Genomic DNA, 17,436 nt, shown 5'->3' on the forward strand with positions numbered 1-17,436 from the left:
ATCTCCTAATTGATGACGAACATCTCCTCGGTTGTGATAAGCACTTGCACAGTTAGGATCAATATTGATAGCCTGAGTGTAATCATCAATTGCACCCTGATTATCTCCTAATTTATAATGGACAACTCCTCGGCTGTAGTAAGCATTAACATAGTTAGGAGCAATATTGATAGCCTGAGTGTAATCATCAATTGCACCCTGATTATCTCCTAAATCATCACGGACAACTCCTCGGTTGTGATAAGCATTTACATAGTTAGGATCAATATTGATAGCCTGAGTGTAATCATCAATTGCACCCTGATTATCTCCTAATTTATAATGGGCATATCCTCGGTTGAAGTAAGCATCTTCATTATTTGGTTTCAGTTGCAATACTTGAGTATAATAAGCAATAGCATTTTGATAATCTTCTTTCTGAAGACACTCATAACCCAAGCACATATATTCGTCAGCTTCAGAAGATGTCAAACTTTCTAAATAGCTGCGTAAACCGCCAGAATAAAGCAATTTATCTATTCCCACCAAGGCTTTACCAGTATTCGAGGTAATCATATTTGTTGGTAAAAATCCCGCCAAAATCAGATTGTATTCAGCCTGAGCTTCGCTAACTTCCTCTTGAATTAAAATACAAACTAGAACAGCATTTTTTTCAATTTCTTCTCGACTAATTGACCATTGAATTTTATCAAAGTTGCCATTCCGGGATTTAACCTGAATACCAATTGATGAGTCAGAAGTTAAGGTGAAATCAACTTTTCCATCACCACCAACGCGCTTTTCATAGTCAACTTCTGTGACAAAATCAGCTAAACGGGATTTAACAACTTCCTCAGCTAACTTCCCCTTCATATTGTTGATAAAAACATCACGAATAGCGACGCGAGAAGTTCGTCTATATTTTTCAGCCATTTCCCAGCAAAAATCCCGTAATTGGTCTAACCTTTTGCCAGAAATTACAGTTAATTCACTATGCTGACCTTTTTCATCACAATGGAGTAATTTAGCAGATTTAAGTCTTTGAATAAAATCAGTCTGTTGTGCCTTGAGTGGTGTTGTCCAGTCCATATTGGTTTAAATTTGCTCTGATGTGACAAGGTATATAATTTTATTATTCCCCATCAAGAGGCAAAAATTCCATCTCTCAAACTCTTCCTCTCTGCGCCTCTGCGTGAAACAAATTCATTTAATTTCAGTATATTTGTGGCTCTAAACGTAAACGCAATGACTTGAGAAAAATCACACATCACGCTACTCTTCATTAGCGTCAACCGTGAAACTCAAACCATGACAAACCACCCCCAAATACCCCCCTGCACCTGGAAACGTCCCATTGGCTTAGGCTGGGAGCAACCCTACACCGTCCGTTATGCTAGTAATATTGATGATGGTCCCTGGCACGGAATGCCCCTTGGTGGCTTTGGTGCAGGGTGTATAGGACGTTCTTCACGGGGAGACTTTAATCTGTGGCACATTGACGGGGGAGAACATACTTTTAAAACCGTTCCCGCTTGTCAATTTAGTATTTTTGAATCTGGACAAGCTTACGCATTATCTACCCAACCTCCAGAAGATCATACACTGCAATCTTGGCAATGGTATCCACAGTCTCAGGAACAGAATTCAGGTACATATCACGCACTTTATCCTCGTAGCTGGTTTGTTTATGAAAATGTCTTAAAAACCCAATTAACCTGTGAGCAATTTTCCCCAATTTGGGCAGATAATTATCAAGAAGCCAGTTATCCTGTCGCAGTTTTTTTGTGGAAAGCGCACAACCCCACAAATGCACCAATTACCATTAGCATTATGCTAACTTGGGAAAATATGGCAGGTTGGTTTACTAATACTTTGAAATCTCCTCAAGTACGAGTTAGAGATGATGGAAGTCCAGTTTATGAATATCTACCACGCTGGGGAGAAAGTCAAGGAAATTATAACTGTTTAGCAGAAGATCATCAATATTTTGGTTGTGTTTTAGGTCAAGTTGCTGATAGTCAAACTGTCCAAGAAGGAGACGGAACTTGGTGTATTGCAACTGCCAAAAATCCCCAAGTGGAAATATTCTATCATTCCCGATTTAATCCTGTGGGTAATGGTGAAGATGTTTGGCAAAGTTTCTCTGCAAATGGTTCTTTACCTAATTATATAGATGAAACTCCCGCAGATGAAAATACCAGATTAGGTGCAGCAATTGCGGTGCGTTTCACTTTGCAACCTGGGGAAAATTTAGAAGTTCCCTTGGTGCTAAGTTGGGATTTTCCCGTCACAGAATTTGCCGCGGGAGTGAACTATTACCGCAGATATACAGACTTTTTTGGTTGTAATGGTGAGAATGCTTGGCAGATTGCCACTACTGCTCTTAAAGAATATCAGAATTGGCGATCGCTCATTCAAGATTGGCAAAATCCCATTTTGGCAAAATCAGATTTACCTGACTGGTTCAAAATGGCTTTATTTAACGAACTCTACGATTTAACCAGTGGAGGAACTCTCTGGAGTGCGGCCTCAGAAATTGATCCCGTTGGTCAATTTGCCGTGTTAGAATGTTTAGATTATCGTTGGTATGAAAGTTTAGATGTGCGGTTATACGGTTCTTTTGGGTTATTGATGTTATTCCCTGAATTGGAAAAATCGGTAATTCGCGCTTTTGCTAGGGCAATTCCCCAAAGTGATGATAGAACTAGAATAATCGGTTATTATTTAACTATCAAATCTGAAAGTCCCAACGCAGTTCGGAAAATTGCCGGTGCGACACCCCACGATTTAGGCGCACCTAATGAACACGTTTGGGAAAAAACCAATTATACTAGTTATCAAGATTGCAATCTGTGGAAAGATTTAGGTTGTGATTTTGTCTTGCAGGTATATCGAGATTTTCTGTTTACCGGTGCAAATGATATTCAGTTTTTAGCAGATTGTTGGGATGCTATTGTGCAAACTCTCGATTATGTGAAAACTTTTGATCTCGATGGTGACAGTATACCAGAAAATTCTGGCGCTCCTGACCAAACTTTTGATGATTGGCGTTTACAAGGTGTGAGTGCTTATTGTGGTGGTTTGTGGTTAGCTGCTTTGGAAGCTGCTATTGCTATTTCTAATATTTTAACGAACCGCAGAGGCGCAGAGGACGCAGAGGTGGAGGTGCAAGGGTCTATTTATCAAGGTTGGTTAAGTCAATCGAAGCCAATTTATCAGGAGAAGCTTTGGAATGGTGAGTATTACCGTTTGGATAGTGACAGTGGTTCTGATGTGGTGATGGCTGACCAATTGTGTGGGCAATTTTACGCTCGTCTATTGAGTTTACCAGATATTGTTCCCAGTGATCGCGCTGTGTCTGCCTTAACAAAAGTATATGATTCCTGTTTTCTCAAGTTTCAAAATGGTGAATTTGGCGCTGCTAATGGTGTTCTTCCCAATGGTTTACCCGAAAATCCCAATTCTACTCATCCTTTGGAAGTTTGGACGGGAATCAATTTTGGTCTAGCAGCTTTCCTGGTGCAAATGAACATGAAAAATGAGGCAATGCGGTTAACTGAGGCTGTGGTGAGGCAAATTTACGACAATGGTTTGCAATTTCGCACACCGGAAGCAATCACCGCTAATGGCACTTTCCGCGCTAGTACCTATCTCCGCGCTATGGCTATTTGGGGAATCTATTTGCTAATTCGTTAAATTTAGCATTCTTTAGATCCCTGACTTCTCGAAGAAGTCAGGGATCTTTTTGTTGGGATTATAAATAAATATCTAACAATTATTTCGGGAAATTTTATTTTCCTGTTGTTCCCGGAATTTAGCCAAAAAATCAGTAATGTTTAAGAGTTGAGGAATTTAAATCTGAAAACCAATGCTTTCAAAGATACCTCTATCAATCATCAGTAATTAGATTTTGCAGAGGCTTGTTATACAACAACACTTTTAAACGGTGATCGGCAAAAGTAACTTTTTTAGCTAAGTTACAACAAAATAACTACCAATTCCCCCACTTCATTTAGGGTTATGGGACATAAAAAGATTGCAATTAATCACCCAAAAAATCCTCGAATCTAGTTGGGAAAAGATGAGAGTTTTTCAGTAGACCTTAAATTTAGTAATATGAGTAGATGCAGGCTAGTTGAATAAAGCAAGGACAGCAGGAGCTTTATCAATCTATGATGTCAGGTTAGTCAGGTTCAAATGCACTTAGTGTTTACGACTCCTAATTTAGCTGATAAGTTCCCAGCTAGTTGTAATAGAGTCAAAATTTCGATCTAGCGAACTGCTTGTGAAAATTGCCCAACTTGTTTAAAAACTTAAACAGCTTGGGAGTTACACTATAACCTCCTCATTCTGATCTGTCAAGCAACTACCGGATAAATTTCTGGGCAAGTTATTGAGAAAATCTCAGTTAATAATTCGCTCTCAAAGCTGAATAGTAGCGTTTGAGACCCGGAAATTTGAGCAAATTTGATTTGTTAAGAATTACTTAGCCATACGGACTTGATCTTTATTTTCTACCTAAGTATCGGCTTTGACAAGAATAATCTGCGGCAATTGACCATAAATAATGATGGTTCTTCTTACCGAATCAGTTTAATGAATATTACTGTAATCTTACTTATATTAATAAATTGCATACATATAATTACCAACCTAGTTATTTAATTAAATGCTAATTTTCCCTAATAAACAAATAGCTTTTACTAAACAAATAAGATAATAGTGAAAGGTTCATGGTGATCCAGTTTTTGCTGTCCAGATATAGCTACAGGTATTTTTTTATATAAAAGCAAACATATTGGTAATTTAGATTAATATCGAAACCCAGAGTATTAACAATAAACAATACTGTTAATTATGGAATTATTTTGTAATTGATATTTATTTTTATTGTCGTCAGAATTTTAGGACTTAAAGCTTTAGAGTGCCTACAAAGCAATGATTCTCATTAAAGTAATTATTATATAAAAATTAAATTTGTGGTAATTAAAGTTCATTTGTTTTTGAGCTATAGTTGCGACGACTATCTATATGCTACGGAGCATAGACAAAGGTGATTCGTAGTTTTTTTGCTTTGTATAACGATGATAACATCTGCCATTGAGATTAAAGTGGGGGGTAACACCCCTCATTTTTTGCCAACTGGGGACAAAAATCAAACTTGCACAAGACATAAGTAAATATCTAGATAAGTTCAGTAAATTTAACTTAAATCTTGCCACCTTGGCAGATGACATTAGCGAGAAAAAATAGTATAAATAAAAATGTGGCTTTTGAAATTGAGAAATCAATGGTTTTCCTGATTCCATTCAGTAATTGTGAGCTTTTACAGCAAAAGCACCACAATTAATGGTAAGAAGTTATACAGCAGTAACTAGGGAGAAGCAGAAAATTTCCACTTGGAAATTTCAAGAGGACATAATTGCATCTACGAAAAGCTACGCCAAACTCAATTCCTCCAGGTAGAAACCACAGAAAAGGTAAATTTTTACCTTTGATTCATTGGTAAGTATAAATCTACAGCCCAGACACAATTAATACATATTATTTCTGTGATCTATAGATATTACTAAATGAAAACTGTAAGACTGCCCAGAAAATCAGGGTATACACGGCAAGGCACAGCAGTACACAGACTTGATTAAAAATAGTCAGGTTTTCAATCACAGGTCAGGTTATGGAAAAAATCATCAGGTCAAATGCGCGTTTTAGCTTAGTTAAATGGGTAATCGTAGAGATCCAGTTTTCTGATTCCCATTCCCGTCAGGTATCAATATTCGCAAGTACCGGACTTTTATCGAAAGTTGTTACTTTTCTCAACATCTGCCACCAATTGATTACCTATAGGTTCCGGTTGTTCCCGCAACAGCAATTTGGCTGAAGACCATCGCATTTGCTCCCAACTGGACTAATTTACTCAATTCAAAGATAACTAAGATTATGAATCAAGATATTGCTGGCAGTGGTAACAACTTAGAACCAAAAATCCATCCTGAACAGTTAGACCAAGTAGTCGAAGCGATTTTGGCAGGGAAGTATTCTTGGGCTTGTGTTTTAATGTTGCGGTTTGTGGGCTATAATCCCATGCACTATATTCCTTATCGCACTTATAACCGCATATTGAAAGAAAATGCTCGCATGAGTCGCTCGAATACACAAAATAATGAAACTCTTAAAATTGCTAAACCACCTACAGAGAAAAGATCCGAAGGCAATCTGGCATCTAACTGTTTAAGCAAGATTAAGGATTTAGCTTATATGGAAGTTGGCGGCAAGCATCATGCTGAAGCACGCGCCAATAGTCGGGAAAAAAAGTCGGCATAGTTGCTGATTATATCGTAATTGCTTGTTACTCAGTATGATGGTCAATGTGAGTAACTGCAATTACTGAATCCTTTGTAAAGTTCTGCCACAATGGCAAATATACACTGGTAACATCTTATAAATTAGAAATAGCAACGTGAACTACCTACACTTCCCTTGCGGGTAAGTATAGGCTTCCTACCCAGTTAACAGCTTTTTGCTCTTCGAGAACAACAAGACTGATGTTAAGGCGATAGGCTGACCCCTCGTTCCGAAGGCAAAATTAAGGTTAATCAAAAAAAATGATCATGTATCTAGCTTGGTTATCGCTATTCTCTCGCCTTGCCGAGATATTCAATTCGTAACACAAAATTTGTGAATTGTCTCGATGTTTTCCTTCCTTGCTGTCGCGTTGGTCGGAAAACCGTCGTCAATTCACGCGCCATTCATCCCCCGCTGCCCTATCGGGTCAGACGTGGGGCTTCTGTCGGTTAAAAAGGTTCATGGCAGACAAATTGCATTTTTCCCAAAAAACTGTTTGTGTCTGTACATGAAACATATAGGCTGATTGCTTTTGCATTCAGTTTTTCATTAATTAAATTCTCCATCAAGACTGATGAACCATGACTAAAGGTGGTTATTTTTCCTCAGAAGCTTGAGCAGGTTTCAATTCGGGTGGTGGGTTACCCTAATTAAATTGAGATGGCTAGATAACTTTTTCTAGCAAATTTCCTGTGACTAAGGTTTGGCTAACTTTGGTAATCAAGGTAGATGAGGAAACGGAAGGTCATGGTGAAATCATGCTCTTATTTGCAAATTTTTACTGTTATGTCAACTGGCAATTGATATAACTGCAATTAGAAGTTGTAATAATTTTACAGCTTCTTTTTCATGGATATAAAATTCTACAATAGGATTTACTAGAAATTACTAACCATATTTATATCAGCTTTAAGTTGATATAAATCTTATATGAAGAGATGATGAAGTTTAGATGAAGATTTTATTTTTTATATAAATTTTAGAAGAAGATATAGCAGAATTTAAAGATAACAATCAAAGCTTCATCACTTTTTTATCTAAACTGAATGGCTCAGTCTCAGCTATCGAGTAGACGATTTCATATTTAAGAACGTCTGCTGATGAGAGTTTTCTCATTTTAGGCTAGTGTAAGAGATAGATTACTCCTTCTGAGCTTATCTATTTTGGGGCTGCAATTTTTAGCACAATTGTTCCATAATTATTGGGTAATTAGAACTGCATGAACTTAAATATTTGAGGATTGATTAACTTCAATACCAGTGTTTACAAATATCTAGAAATCTAAATTAGAGATAGTATCATGCGCTAGGTAAATTTTGAGAATGATTAACTAATGCAGATAAATTTGGCATGAGAAAGCGAATTTTTTGGACTTTATTTATGGGTGTTTTACCAGACAGTGCTGTTTATTGAGGGACATAACAGCTATGCCTGCTGCATAGATATTGAGAATCACATAAATACTCATGAAACATCCTCCAAATTAAATACTGAATATCTGTGAAATTTCTTGCATCTGTCTTTGAGCAATAGATGTAACAGATAAATTTGCCCAAATTTGAAAGTAGAAGGCAACTGGTAAAAATTATGTCATCTTATTCTCATCAAAATCGGGTTATTGATATTTACGATGGTTATGAAAGTAAGTTTTTAACGCCTTTTCAGCGAAAGACATTGCTAAAAAATTTACAAAGCAATTCACAACCAGAATATCGGCGACGAATTGAGATTATGTTGTTAGCAGATATGGGCAAATCGCAAACTCATATTTGTGACATGATTGGTTGTTCTCAGGAGATGGCTAGGTATTGGATAGGTACTGCTGAGGCGGGGATGGCTCACAAATGGAATCAGCGCCCATTGGGTAGACCAAAGATTGTTAATCATCAATATATTGAAAGATTGAAGGAATTAGTCAATTCTAGTCCCCGTGAATATGGCTATGCTTTTGGTGATTGGACGGCGCAATGGTTGAGTAAACATTTAGCGAAAGAGTTGGGAATTCAAATTAGCGATCGCCACATTAATCGCCTCCTTAAACAAATGGGACTTTCTACTAAACATAAAAGTTCCCCATTGATAACTACTGAAAATCAGGATTTAGCAATTAAAATTAGTGATTTGCATTCTCCGCCTGAACCTAGTTTTCATTGGTCATTGAATCTCATGCAGACCAATAAATAATAGTGTTTTGGAGGTTAGGAAATGCTATCAGCGTTTTCTCAGGAACAGTTAGTTACACACATTAGGCAAGTCTTGGGTGATGGGTTATCAGATCAAGCAGTTATAGATTGTACCAAGGCTTTAGAAATTATTGAACCACCAGTAGCAAAGCAATTTTGGCAAGCGACAACAGCAAAGCCGGGAATTTATGTTGTGCTGACTGGTAAGGTGAGATTACTTGATAGCTCGAACAATTTAATTAATACTCTCACTTCAGGGTCATCATTTGGGGAGTTAACTTTATTTCCAGAACAAGATTTTAGCAGTTATGTGGCTAGAGCTTCTATGAATTTAAAGGTTGCCTATCTTCCCCAAGAAATATTAACTAAGGTAATGGGAGAGTTTCCTAGTGTTTATCATCTTTTGCTGAATAAGGCAGAGCTAATTAACACTGCGAATTCTTCAGAAATTCCGCTGATTGAAGCCCCAAGAACTGTAAATAGTGCCAATTTACCTCAACCAATAATTCCCCCACCAACACAAGTAAAAAAACGCCCTCAATACTTTCCTATTCCTACGGTAGTTGTTGGTAATTGGTGGCGTAAATTTACTAAACGCTATCCATTTTTTGAACAACAAAGTGCTGCTGATTGTGGTGCTGCTTGCTTAGTTATGGTTGGCCGTTATTGGGGAAAAAACCTGAGTATCAATCGGCTGCGGGATCTGGCTAATGTTAGCCGGAGTGGTGCATCTATGCGAAGTTTGAGTGCAGCAGCAGAAAGCCTTGGTTTTGCTACCCGTCCGGTGAAAGCCAGTTTGGATAAATTTGCCCAACAATCTTTACCAGCGATCGCTCATTGGCAAGGTAGACATTACATTGTTGTCTATGAAATTACCAAAAAACAGGTAATTGTTGCTGATCCCGCTATTGGCCAACGTCAGCTTACTATTAAGGAATTTCTTGCAGGTTGGACTGGTTACGCTTTACTGTTACAGCCTACAACTTCACTCAAAAAAACGCAAGAAGCTAACACGCCATTTTGGCAGTTATTTGATTTAGTTAAACCGCATTTTCAGGTTCTCTTAGAAGTATTTATTGCTTCGGTATTAATTCAGGTATTTGGATTAATCACACCTTTATTTACTCAACTTTTATTAGATAGAGTCATTGTTCAAGGTAGCATCTTAACCTTAAATACTGTCGGGTTTGGATTGTTAGTTTTTGGGTTGTTTCGGGTTGCCATTAATGGGTTAAGACAATATTTACTAGATCACACCGCTAATCGCATTAGTGTGGCTTTAATGGTGGGATTTATTAAGCATACATTTGGCTTACCTCTGTCATTTTTTGAGTCTCGTTATGTGGGAGATATTGTCTCTCGTGTTCAGGAAAATCAAAAAATTCAACGGTTTCTGACGGGTGAAGCTCTATCTATTGGCTTGGATTTATTAACAGTTTTTGTTTATGTGGGATTAATGTTTTGGTACAGTCCACCAATGGCATTAATGACATTGGCAATTGTGCCACCCTTTGTGTTATTAACATTCTTTGCCACACCATTTTTGCGGCGGATTAGTCGAGAGGTATTCACAGCAGGAACTTTGGAAAATAGTTATTTGATTCAAAGCTTGACGGGAATTTCTTCGATTCGCTCAATGGCTATTGAACAAACAGTTCGTTGGCATTGGGAAGAGTTGCTAAACAATTTAATCAAAAAGAACTTTAGTGGTCAAGTAATTAGTAATCAACTGCAATTAATTAGCTCTACTATTCAATCTTTAGCAAGTACAGGGTTGCTCTGGTTTGGCGCTTGGTTAGTCATTCAAAATCAACTTACTATTGGTCAGTTAGTTGCTTTTAATATGTTACTGGGTAATATTATTCAGCCTTTCCAACGATTAATTATTTTGTGGAATCAGTTACAAGAGGTAATTGTCGCTACAGAACGAATTAATGATGTACTGGAAGCACAACTAGAGGAAGATTTAGAACATAACCCTCGACAATTTTTACCGAGATTAATCGGGAGAATCCGTTTTCATAATGTTACCTTTCGCTATCATCCCGAAAGTGAGATTAATATTTTAGAAAATCTCAGTTTTGAAATTTTACCTGAGCAAACTGTAGCAGTTGTTGGGCGCAGTGGTTCTGGAAAGACAACACTTTCTAAGTTAATTTTGGGTTTATATCTAGCGACAGATGGAAGAGTTTTAATTGACAATCAAGATGTTACTAGTATTTCCTTACATTCTTTGCGATCGCAAATAGGAGTTGTTGATCAAGATACCTTTTTATTTGGCGGAACAATTCGGGAAAATATCACAATTGCCCATCCAGAAGCCTCTTTAGAAGAGATTGTGGAAGCTGCCCAACTTGCAGGTGCAGATGAGTTTATCAAAAGGATGCCAATGGGTTATGAAACCCAAATTGGTGAAGGAGGCGGAATGTTATCTGGAGGTCAACGCCAACGGTTAGCAATTGCCAGGGCTTTACTGGGAAATCCGCGACTTTTAATATTAGATGAAGCTACAAGTCACCTGGATGCTGAATCTGAACGGATTATTCAGAACAACCTCAAAAAAATTCTGCAAGGACGTACAAGTGTAATTATTGCTCACCGTCTTTCTACAGTTCGTCATGCTGATCTAATTTTAGTTTTAGATCGTGGTGTTTTAGTAGAAAGCGGTACACATGAAGAATTAATTACCAAAAAAGGACATTATTTCTATCTCAATCAACAACAATTAGCACAAACAAATTAATTGTTTAATAACCAGATCCCCGACTTATTGAAGAAGTTGGGGATCTATAACCAGAATTCTAAAATTATTTATGCCACAGTCAGTTTACACACAACCAACAACTACCATAAAGCCGCAGAATCAAACTGAATCTACTGCTTTTATCCAAAATCAACCTCAGACTCAGACATTAAATAAAGCCCAAGATTGGTTTTATGGTACAGAAGAATTATTAGATGCTTTACCAAAAGTATGGACTCGTTCCATGTTGTATTTATTAGTCAGTTTTGCCGCAATTATTTTACCTTGGGCAATGTTAACTAAAGTTGATGAAACAGGAAGTGCTAGTGGCAGAATAGAACCCAAAGGGGCAACACAAAAATTAGATAGTGCCGTAACTGGTAGTGTAGTTGCTGTTAATGTTAAAGAAGGTGCAATCGTTAAAGCTGGACAGGTATTAGTAGAAATGCAATCTGATGTTTTACAAACAGAAATACAACAAATAAAAGATAAATTAGAGGGGTTAAAAAATCGACAATCTCAACTGGAAATACTGAAGAATCAAGTCTTCATGGCAATTAATATTCAACGTCAGCAAAATCAATCTCAATCATTAGAAAAACTTGCTCAACTTAATCAAGCCCAACAAACATTTGAGACTAAAAAAAGTGCCTATAATTTCCAAGATTTGGAGAAATTAGCCCAAATTGATCAGGTAAAACAGAATATACGATCTACTCAAACTAACTATAGATTAGCTACAAGTCGGTTACGTCGAGATGTTGCTGAAGTTGAACGTTATCGGCTATTGTTAAAGCAAGGAATAATTTCTCAAACTAAAGTAGTAGAATTGGAAAAAATTGCCGAAGAAAGTCAACGTTCACAAGAAGAAGCAAAATTTAATCTGCAAACAGCACAGTTACGACTAAAAGAAGAAGTCAGCCGTTATCAGTCACTAATGAATCAAGTTCGCTCAGATATTGAACAGGCAAAACTACGTTTACAAGAAGAAGAAAATAGTTATAAAAGTTCTATGCAAGGAGGAGAATTAGTTTTATTAAAAAGTCAGGAACAGTTTAAAGACATCCAAAATCAAATAATTTCTCTTCAATCAGAAATGATGCAAACAAAAGGACAGCTTGCATCTTTAAATTTACAACTAAAACAGCGAATTGTCCGCTCTCCTATTGATGGAATAATTTTTGAATTACCTATTAAAAAACCTGGTTCTGTGGTACAATTAGGACAAATGATTGCTCAAATTGCTCCCGAAAATACCGCTTTGATTTTGAAAGCCCGTATGCCCAGTCAACATAGTGGTTTTGTCAAGGTAGGAATGCCAGTAAAAATTAAATTTGATGCTTATCCTTTCCAAGAATATGGAATTGTATCAGGACAGATTAGTTGGATTTCACCTAACTCTAAAATTCAAGAAAATAGTTCTAACCGAATAGAAACTTATGAATTAGATATCGCTTTAGAAAATCCTTATATTCAAGTTGGTAGCAAACAGATTCCTCTCACCCCTGGACAAACAGCAAGTGCCGAAGTAATCATTCGTCAACGTCGAGTTATTGACTTTATTTTAGATCCATTTAAGAAGTTACAGAAAAATGGTTTAGAGCTTTAAATAAGGTATTATACTCAAGACATAATTCAATAAATTATGTCTTTTTTAATAGACGTTAATATGCAACTTTTTGATTATTCCTAAAAGAAAAATGTCAGAATTAAGTAGTTAAATGAATTAATGATTTTGAGGACACGATAATGGAGAAAATAGTAATTAATGACTTGTATCCTAGTCATTTAGTGACCTTTATTGATGATTTAAAAATATCAAAATTAGGTATTTTATTAGGGGGAGGTTTTTGGGGGGGATATCCCAATTTAGGGCTAAGTCCTAATGTTTTTATAACCACCGTTTATGATGGTATAAATACCATTTCAACAACTTATGAAGGAGCCGGTAGTTTTCATGATAATAAATTTAATACGATAGATTACGCTCGGACAGTTAATGCTTGGGTAAATCGGTAATTGTTTTAGCAGATTCAAGGGCAATTTTGTCACGTTTACCAGAACTATTCACTGTTTGATGAGGAAATAAGATCATGGCTACAATCATAATTTCTGACTTACAGGAAAAGACATTTTTGGATGACTTAAATTCAGAGCAAATACAGCAAATTTTAGGTACTGGTATTTTACCTTTACCTTTCTTGGGTGGACGTGATGTTGCTTTAACCACTGTTTATGATGGTATAAATACCCTGGAAACAGCATATCGTGGTCCATTTAGTTTCTACGATAATAAGATTTTTACTCTTGATCTTGCCAGAAGTGCTGTTTATTTAGTATTGTGAATAATTTTTAGTGGTTATTTTTTTCTTCCTTACACCCTTTTTAAAGCTTACCTAGTGGTCTGTCAAATTTATTTTGACGGGTAATGATCGGAAAAAACTTCTGTTTTTCTCTCCCCTACTCCCCCTTCCCCCTGCCCCTCTTCTCCCCCTGCTTGCCTTTACCCGTCATTTTTGGATTGACAGACTACTACGAGGAAGTAAAAACTTCCTCTTTTTTGTTGTTCCTGTTCATAGCTGATAATTGTTTACAGTTATATGAAAATTGCTGTATATTAGGATCTAGTATTATAGATATGAATTACTGCATATAAATGATAGAAATTTCCCAGACAGTAATTATTCCTGATAGCGATATTGAAATTAGTGCAATTCGTTCTCAGGGTGCAGGTGGTCAAAATGTTAATAAGGTGGCTACTGCTATTCATTTGCGCTTTGATATTGGTGCTTCTTCCTTACCAGAAATCTATAAGGAACGGCTTTTGAAGCTGAAGGATAACCGCATTACTATTGAGGGAGTTGTGGTGATTAAAGCGCAGGAATACCGCAGTCAAGAACAAAATAAGGAGGAGGCTTGCCGACGACTTCAAGAACTGATTAAAAGTGTGTCTGTTTTACCTCGAAAACGCAAACGAACTAAACCAAGTCGCAATTCTCAAAGAAAACGTCTTGATAGTAAAAATAAGCGCGGACAAATTAAGTTGACTAGAGGAAAAATTACAGAATAATCACGATGCTACTACTGTGATGATAATATATAGCAATCCTAATAAAATACAAACATCTCCTTTCTCTCTTTCTCTGTGTTCTCTGTGCCTCTGTGGTTCGTTGAAAAAAATCTTGTACATAAATGCTATATATTAACGTCCCAACATTTTATCTCGAAGATGCTTAATGCGATCGCGCAATTTTCCAGCTTCTTCAAATTCCATCTTCTTCGCTGCTTCCTTCATCTGTTTTTCCAACAACGTAATTAACTCTGGAATATCTTCCAAGGATAATTCATCTAGATGTTCATCAACCATTTTTAAATCAGTGGCATTTAATCGCCGAGAAGCATCTAAAAATGATAAAATTGAATTAGTTTGTTTTTTAATAATCGGTTGCGGTGTAATTCCATGCAGTTTATTATAAGCCGTTTGAATTCCTCTTCTTCTATCAGTTTCATCAATGGCTTTAATCATACTCCCTGTTAATTTATCAGCATATAAAATTGCTTTTCCTCTAATGTGACGCGCCGCGCGGCCGATAGTTTGAATTAGAGAACGTTCAGTCCGCAAGAAACCTTCCTTATCTGCGTCCATAATTGCGACTAAAGAAACTTCTGGTAAATCTAAACCTTCTCGCAATAAATTGACACCGACTAACACATCAAAAATCCCATTTCGCAAATCTTGTAATATCTCAATGCGTTGAATGGAATTAATTTCTGAATGCAAATATCTGATTTTAATTCCCCTCTCTGCTAAATATTCCGTCAAATCTTCCGCCATGCGTTTAGTTAATGTAGTAATTAACGTTCTTTCTTGACGGTCAACTCGATCTTTTATTTCTCCTAATAAATCATCAATTTGTCCTTCCGTGGGACGCACAAATATTTCTGGGTCAATTACTCCCGTCGGTCTAATTACTTGTTCAATAATATTCTCTTCCGAAATTTCCAATTCCCAATTTCCTGGAGTTGCAGAAACGAAAATACATTGATTAACTTTTTGCCAAAATTCTTCCGCTTGTAAAGGACGATTATCCGCCGCACTGGGAAGCCGAAAACCATGATCTATTAATACTTTTTTCCTTGCTTGGTCTCCGTTATACATTCCGCGAATTTGGGGAACAGTAACATGAGATTCATCTATCACTAATAACCAATCTTTGGGAAAATAGTCAATTAAACATTCTGGTGGTTCTCCTGCTTGTCTTCCGGCTAAATGGCGAGAATAATTTTCTACACCGTTACAATATCCCACTTCTCTTAACATTTCCAAATCATAACGGGTGCGTTGATCAATGCGTTGTGCTTCCACTAATTTACCCATTGATTCTAATGTTAATTGTTGCTGTTTTAATTCAGTGGCTATATCTTCACAAGCTATTTCTACTCTTTCTTTAGGAGTAACAAAGTGACGCGCAGGGTAGATATTTACTGCTTCTAAACTGTGGAGAATTTCGCCACTAACAGGATCTACATATCTAATTGCATCAATTTCATCACCAAAAAATTCCACTCTAATAATTCTATCTTCATAAGCAGGAGAAATTTCTAAAACATCACCCCGAACTCGAAATTTTCCTCTCCCCATTTCGATGTCATTGCGAGTATATTGAACTGCTGTTAAATCCCGTAAAACTTGACGCGGATCAATTTCCATTCCCAATTGTAATCGAATTGCAGCTTTTAAATATTCTGCCGGCATTCCTAAACCGTAAATACAACTAATTGAAGCCACAACAATCACATCTTTGCGTTCAAATAAGGAACGGGTGGCGGAATGTCGTAACATATCTATTTCTTCATTTATCGCTGATGTTTTTTCTATATAAGTATCAGTAACAGGTAGATATGCTTCGGGTTGATAGTAATCGTAATAACTGACAAAATACTCAACTGCATTATGAGGAAAAAACTCCCGCAGTTCGTTACACAACTGGGCGGCTAATGTCTTATTATGGGCTAATACTAGGGTAGGTCTACCGACTTTTTCAATGACTGCGGCTATGGAGAATGTCTTACCGGTTCCTGTCGCACCCAGTAATGTTTGATAATGATTTCCTGTTTGAATACTAGCAGAAAGTTGTGCGATCGCTTGTGGTTGATCACCGGTGGGGACAAAAGGTGCTTGGAGATTAAAATCCATTATCTAGCTTGAACGTTACACCTAGCAATTCTACACAATTTCTCAGTTTTACGTTTGGCGCGAAATTTTTTTTTCGGGGTTTGGCTTGCAACATCGCCGGCGATGTGCTATATTAATATAATGGAGTGGTGATAAAATTTTTATTGAGGCACGGATTCCCATTATCAGAATATCACGCCTGGCGGCGCAAGTCAACCCCCAAAGCCTGAATTTATTTTTGCCGGCTCAAAAAAGCCGCACCCAATTGATTTATTGTGAAAATCCTTGTAGTAATCGTTGAATAGAAATTTTAATTTCTGGAAATGCTAATGGAGATATTTCACCGCAAGTAAAGGTTAATTCTCTAGAATAATTACCATTTATTGGTTCTCTAAACACTTTTAATTGTTGATTTTTTAAGTCTACTACCCAATACTCATTAATTAATGCAGCAGCATAGGTTTTGCGTTTTATCTCTAAATCTTTACTTAAAGTAGTTTTAGAATATTCGATTAACCAAAATATATTTTCAGGATAAGGATGATGACTGCGATAAATAGCCCGCAGTAGTTCAACTATTGCTAAATCTGGTGCTGGTTCTGAATTGCTATTAGGTATTGTAATCGGTTTTGCATCTCTTACCAGTGCTTTTGAACCGAGTAATTCCCGCAAATATTCAGCAGAATCAGTATTAATTTGCGCGTGTTCTGGTCCTTCTGGTGTCATGTTGATAATTTCTCCATTTAGTAGTTCAACTTGACGACCAGCTAAAAGGCCAATTTCAATCATACGATGATAGTCGTCTAAACTCCATTTAGCAATAGTAACTGTCATAGTTAGTTTTTCTAAAGCTAGGGTACAATTTTCATTTTAACTTGAATTTGATATAGCAGGGAACAGACTTGAAAGTCTTTTAGTTTATAGATTTTCTGGTCAATTGTCTATCTCATCCAAGTATATACCGCCATAATAGTCGGTTTTAACCGACTTGAGCTATTAGACAGGGAATT

General features: G+C 36.8%; 11 protein-coding genes. 8 read left to right on the forward strand and 3 right to left on the reverse strand.

The genetic code is table 11. The features are described from left to right. The coding region (locus PN450_RS19670; RefSeq protein ID WP_271837287.1) for a tetratricopeptide repeat protein at positions 1–1,068 on the reverse strand (1,068 nt) is incomplete at its 3' end. Positions 1,069–1,287: 219 nt separating this feature from the next. On the opposite strand from PN450_RS19670, the gene PN450_RS19675 reads away from it, so the two are divergent. The 8 genes from PN450_RS19675 to arfB all read left to right on the forward strand — a co-directional run bounded on the left by PN450_RS19675 (position 1,288) and on the right by arfB (position 14,320). Then, on the forward strand, positions 1,288–3,675 hold the full coding sequence (locus tag PN450_RS19675; RefSeq protein WP_271837288.1) for a GH116 family glycosyl hydrolase: 2,388 nt from the start codon (positions 1,288–1,290) through the stop codon (positions 3,673–3,675). Positions 3,676–5,919: 2,244 nt separating this feature from the next. Further along, complete coding sequence (locus PN450_RS19680) at positions 5,920–6,303, forward strand: HetP family heterocyst commitment protein (protein ID WP_271837289.1); 384 nt, start codon at positions 5,920–5,922, stop codon at positions 6,301–6,303. A gap of 1,608 nt (positions 6,304–7,911) precedes the next feature. Continuing rightward, positions 7,912–8,508, forward strand: a complete 597-nt coding sequence (locus PN450_RS19685) for a helix-turn-helix domain-containing protein (protein WP_148760480.1) — start codon at positions 7,912–7,914, stop codon at positions 8,506–8,508. 21 nt (positions 8,509–8,529) lie between these two features. Further along, positions 8,530–11,250, forward strand: coding sequence for a peptidase domain-containing ABC transporter (locus PN450_RS19690; RefSeq protein WP_168633466.1), 2,721 nt, complete (start codon positions 8,530–8,532; stop codon positions 11,248–11,250). Positions 11,251–11,320: 70 nt separating this feature from the next. Next, positions 11,321–12,859 (forward strand): putative HlyD family type I secretion protein, encoded by a 1,539-nt coding sequence (locus tag PN450_RS19695; protein ID WP_271837290.1) that lies wholly within the window; start codon positions 11,321–11,323, stop codon positions 12,857–12,859. A 140-nt stretch (positions 12,860–12,999) separates the two neighbouring features. Further along, positions 13,000–13,269 (forward strand): hypothetical protein, encoded by a 270-nt coding sequence (locus PN450_RS19700; RefSeq protein ID WP_168696064.1) that lies wholly within the window; start codon positions 13,000–13,002, stop codon positions 13,267–13,269. 74 nt (positions 13,270–13,343) lie between these two features. Continuing rightward, entirely contained in the window at positions 13,344–13,595 is a 252-nt protein-coding gene (locus PN450_RS19705) for a hypothetical protein (RefSeq protein ID WP_148760489.1), read from the forward strand. A gap of 311 nt (positions 13,596–13,906) precedes the next feature. Next, the gene (gene arfB / locus PN450_RS19710) at positions 13,907–14,320 is read left to right on the forward strand and encodes an alternative ribosome rescue aminoacyl-tRNA hydrolase ArfB (protein WP_271837291.1); all 414 of its coding nucleotides are present in this window, start codon (positions 13,907–13,909) and stop codon (positions 14,318–14,320) included. A gap of 132 nt (positions 14,321–14,452) precedes the next feature. On the opposite strand, the gene uvrB is transcribed toward arfB, so the two are convergent. Both uvrB and PN450_RS19720 read right to left on the reverse strand, forming a co-directional pair. Next, positions 14,453–16,450, reverse strand: coding sequence for an excinuclease ABC subunit UvrB (gene uvrB / locus PN450_RS19715; protein WP_168697439.1), 1,998 nt, complete (start codon positions 16,448–16,450; stop codon positions 14,453–14,455). 246 nt (positions 16,451–16,696) lie between these two features. Further along, on the reverse strand, positions 16,697–17,260 hold the full coding sequence (locus tag PN450_RS19720; RefSeq protein WP_271837292.1) for a Uma2 family endonuclease: 564 nt from the start codon (positions 17,258–17,260) through the stop codon (positions 16,697–16,699). Positions 17,261–17,436 lie beyond the last annotated feature (176 nt).

It is taken from the genome of Dolichospermum lemmermannii CS-548 (assembly GCF_028330815.1).
Taxonomy (GTDB): domain Bacteria; phylum Cyanobacteriota; class Cyanobacteriia; order Cyanobacteriales; family Nostocaceae; genus Dolichospermum; species Dolichospermum lemmermannii.

Excerpts from the sequence above, each read along its gene's own strand:
- PN450_RS19695 (WP_271837290.1), top strand. The coding sequence starts at position 11,321 with ATGCCACAGTCAGTTTACACACAACCAACAACTACCATAAAGCCGCAG.
- arfB (WP_271837291.1), top strand. The coding sequence starts at position 13,907 with ATGATAGAAATTTCCCAGACAGTAATTATTCCTGATAGCGATATTGAA.
- PN450_RS19690 (WP_168633466.1), top strand. The coding sequence starts at position 8,530 with ATGCTATCAGCGTTTTCTCAGGAACAGTTAGTTACACACATTAGGCAA.
- PN450_RS19685 (WP_148760480.1), top strand. The coding sequence starts at position 7,912 with ATGTCATCTTATTCTCATCAAAATCGGGTTATTGATATTTACGATGGT.
- PN450_RS19675 (WP_271837288.1), top strand. The coding sequence starts at position 1,288 with ATGACAAACCACCCCCAAATACCCCCCTGCACCTGGAAACGTCCCATT.
- PN450_RS19705 (WP_148760489.1), top strand. The coding sequence starts at position 13,344 with ATGGCTACAATCATAATTTCTGACTTACAGGAAAAGACATTTTTGGAT.
- PN450_RS19720 (WP_271837292.1), bottom strand. The coding sequence starts at position 17,260 with ATGACAGTTACTATTGCTAAATGGAGTTTAGACGACTATCATCGTATG.
- PN450_RS19700 (WP_168696064.1), top strand. The coding sequence starts at position 13,000 with ATGGAGAAAATAGTAATTAATGACTTGTATCCTAGTCATTTAGTGACC.
- PN450_RS19680 (WP_271837289.1), top strand. The coding sequence starts at position 5,920 with ATGAATCAAGATATTGCTGGCAGTGGTAACAACTTAGAACCAAAAATC.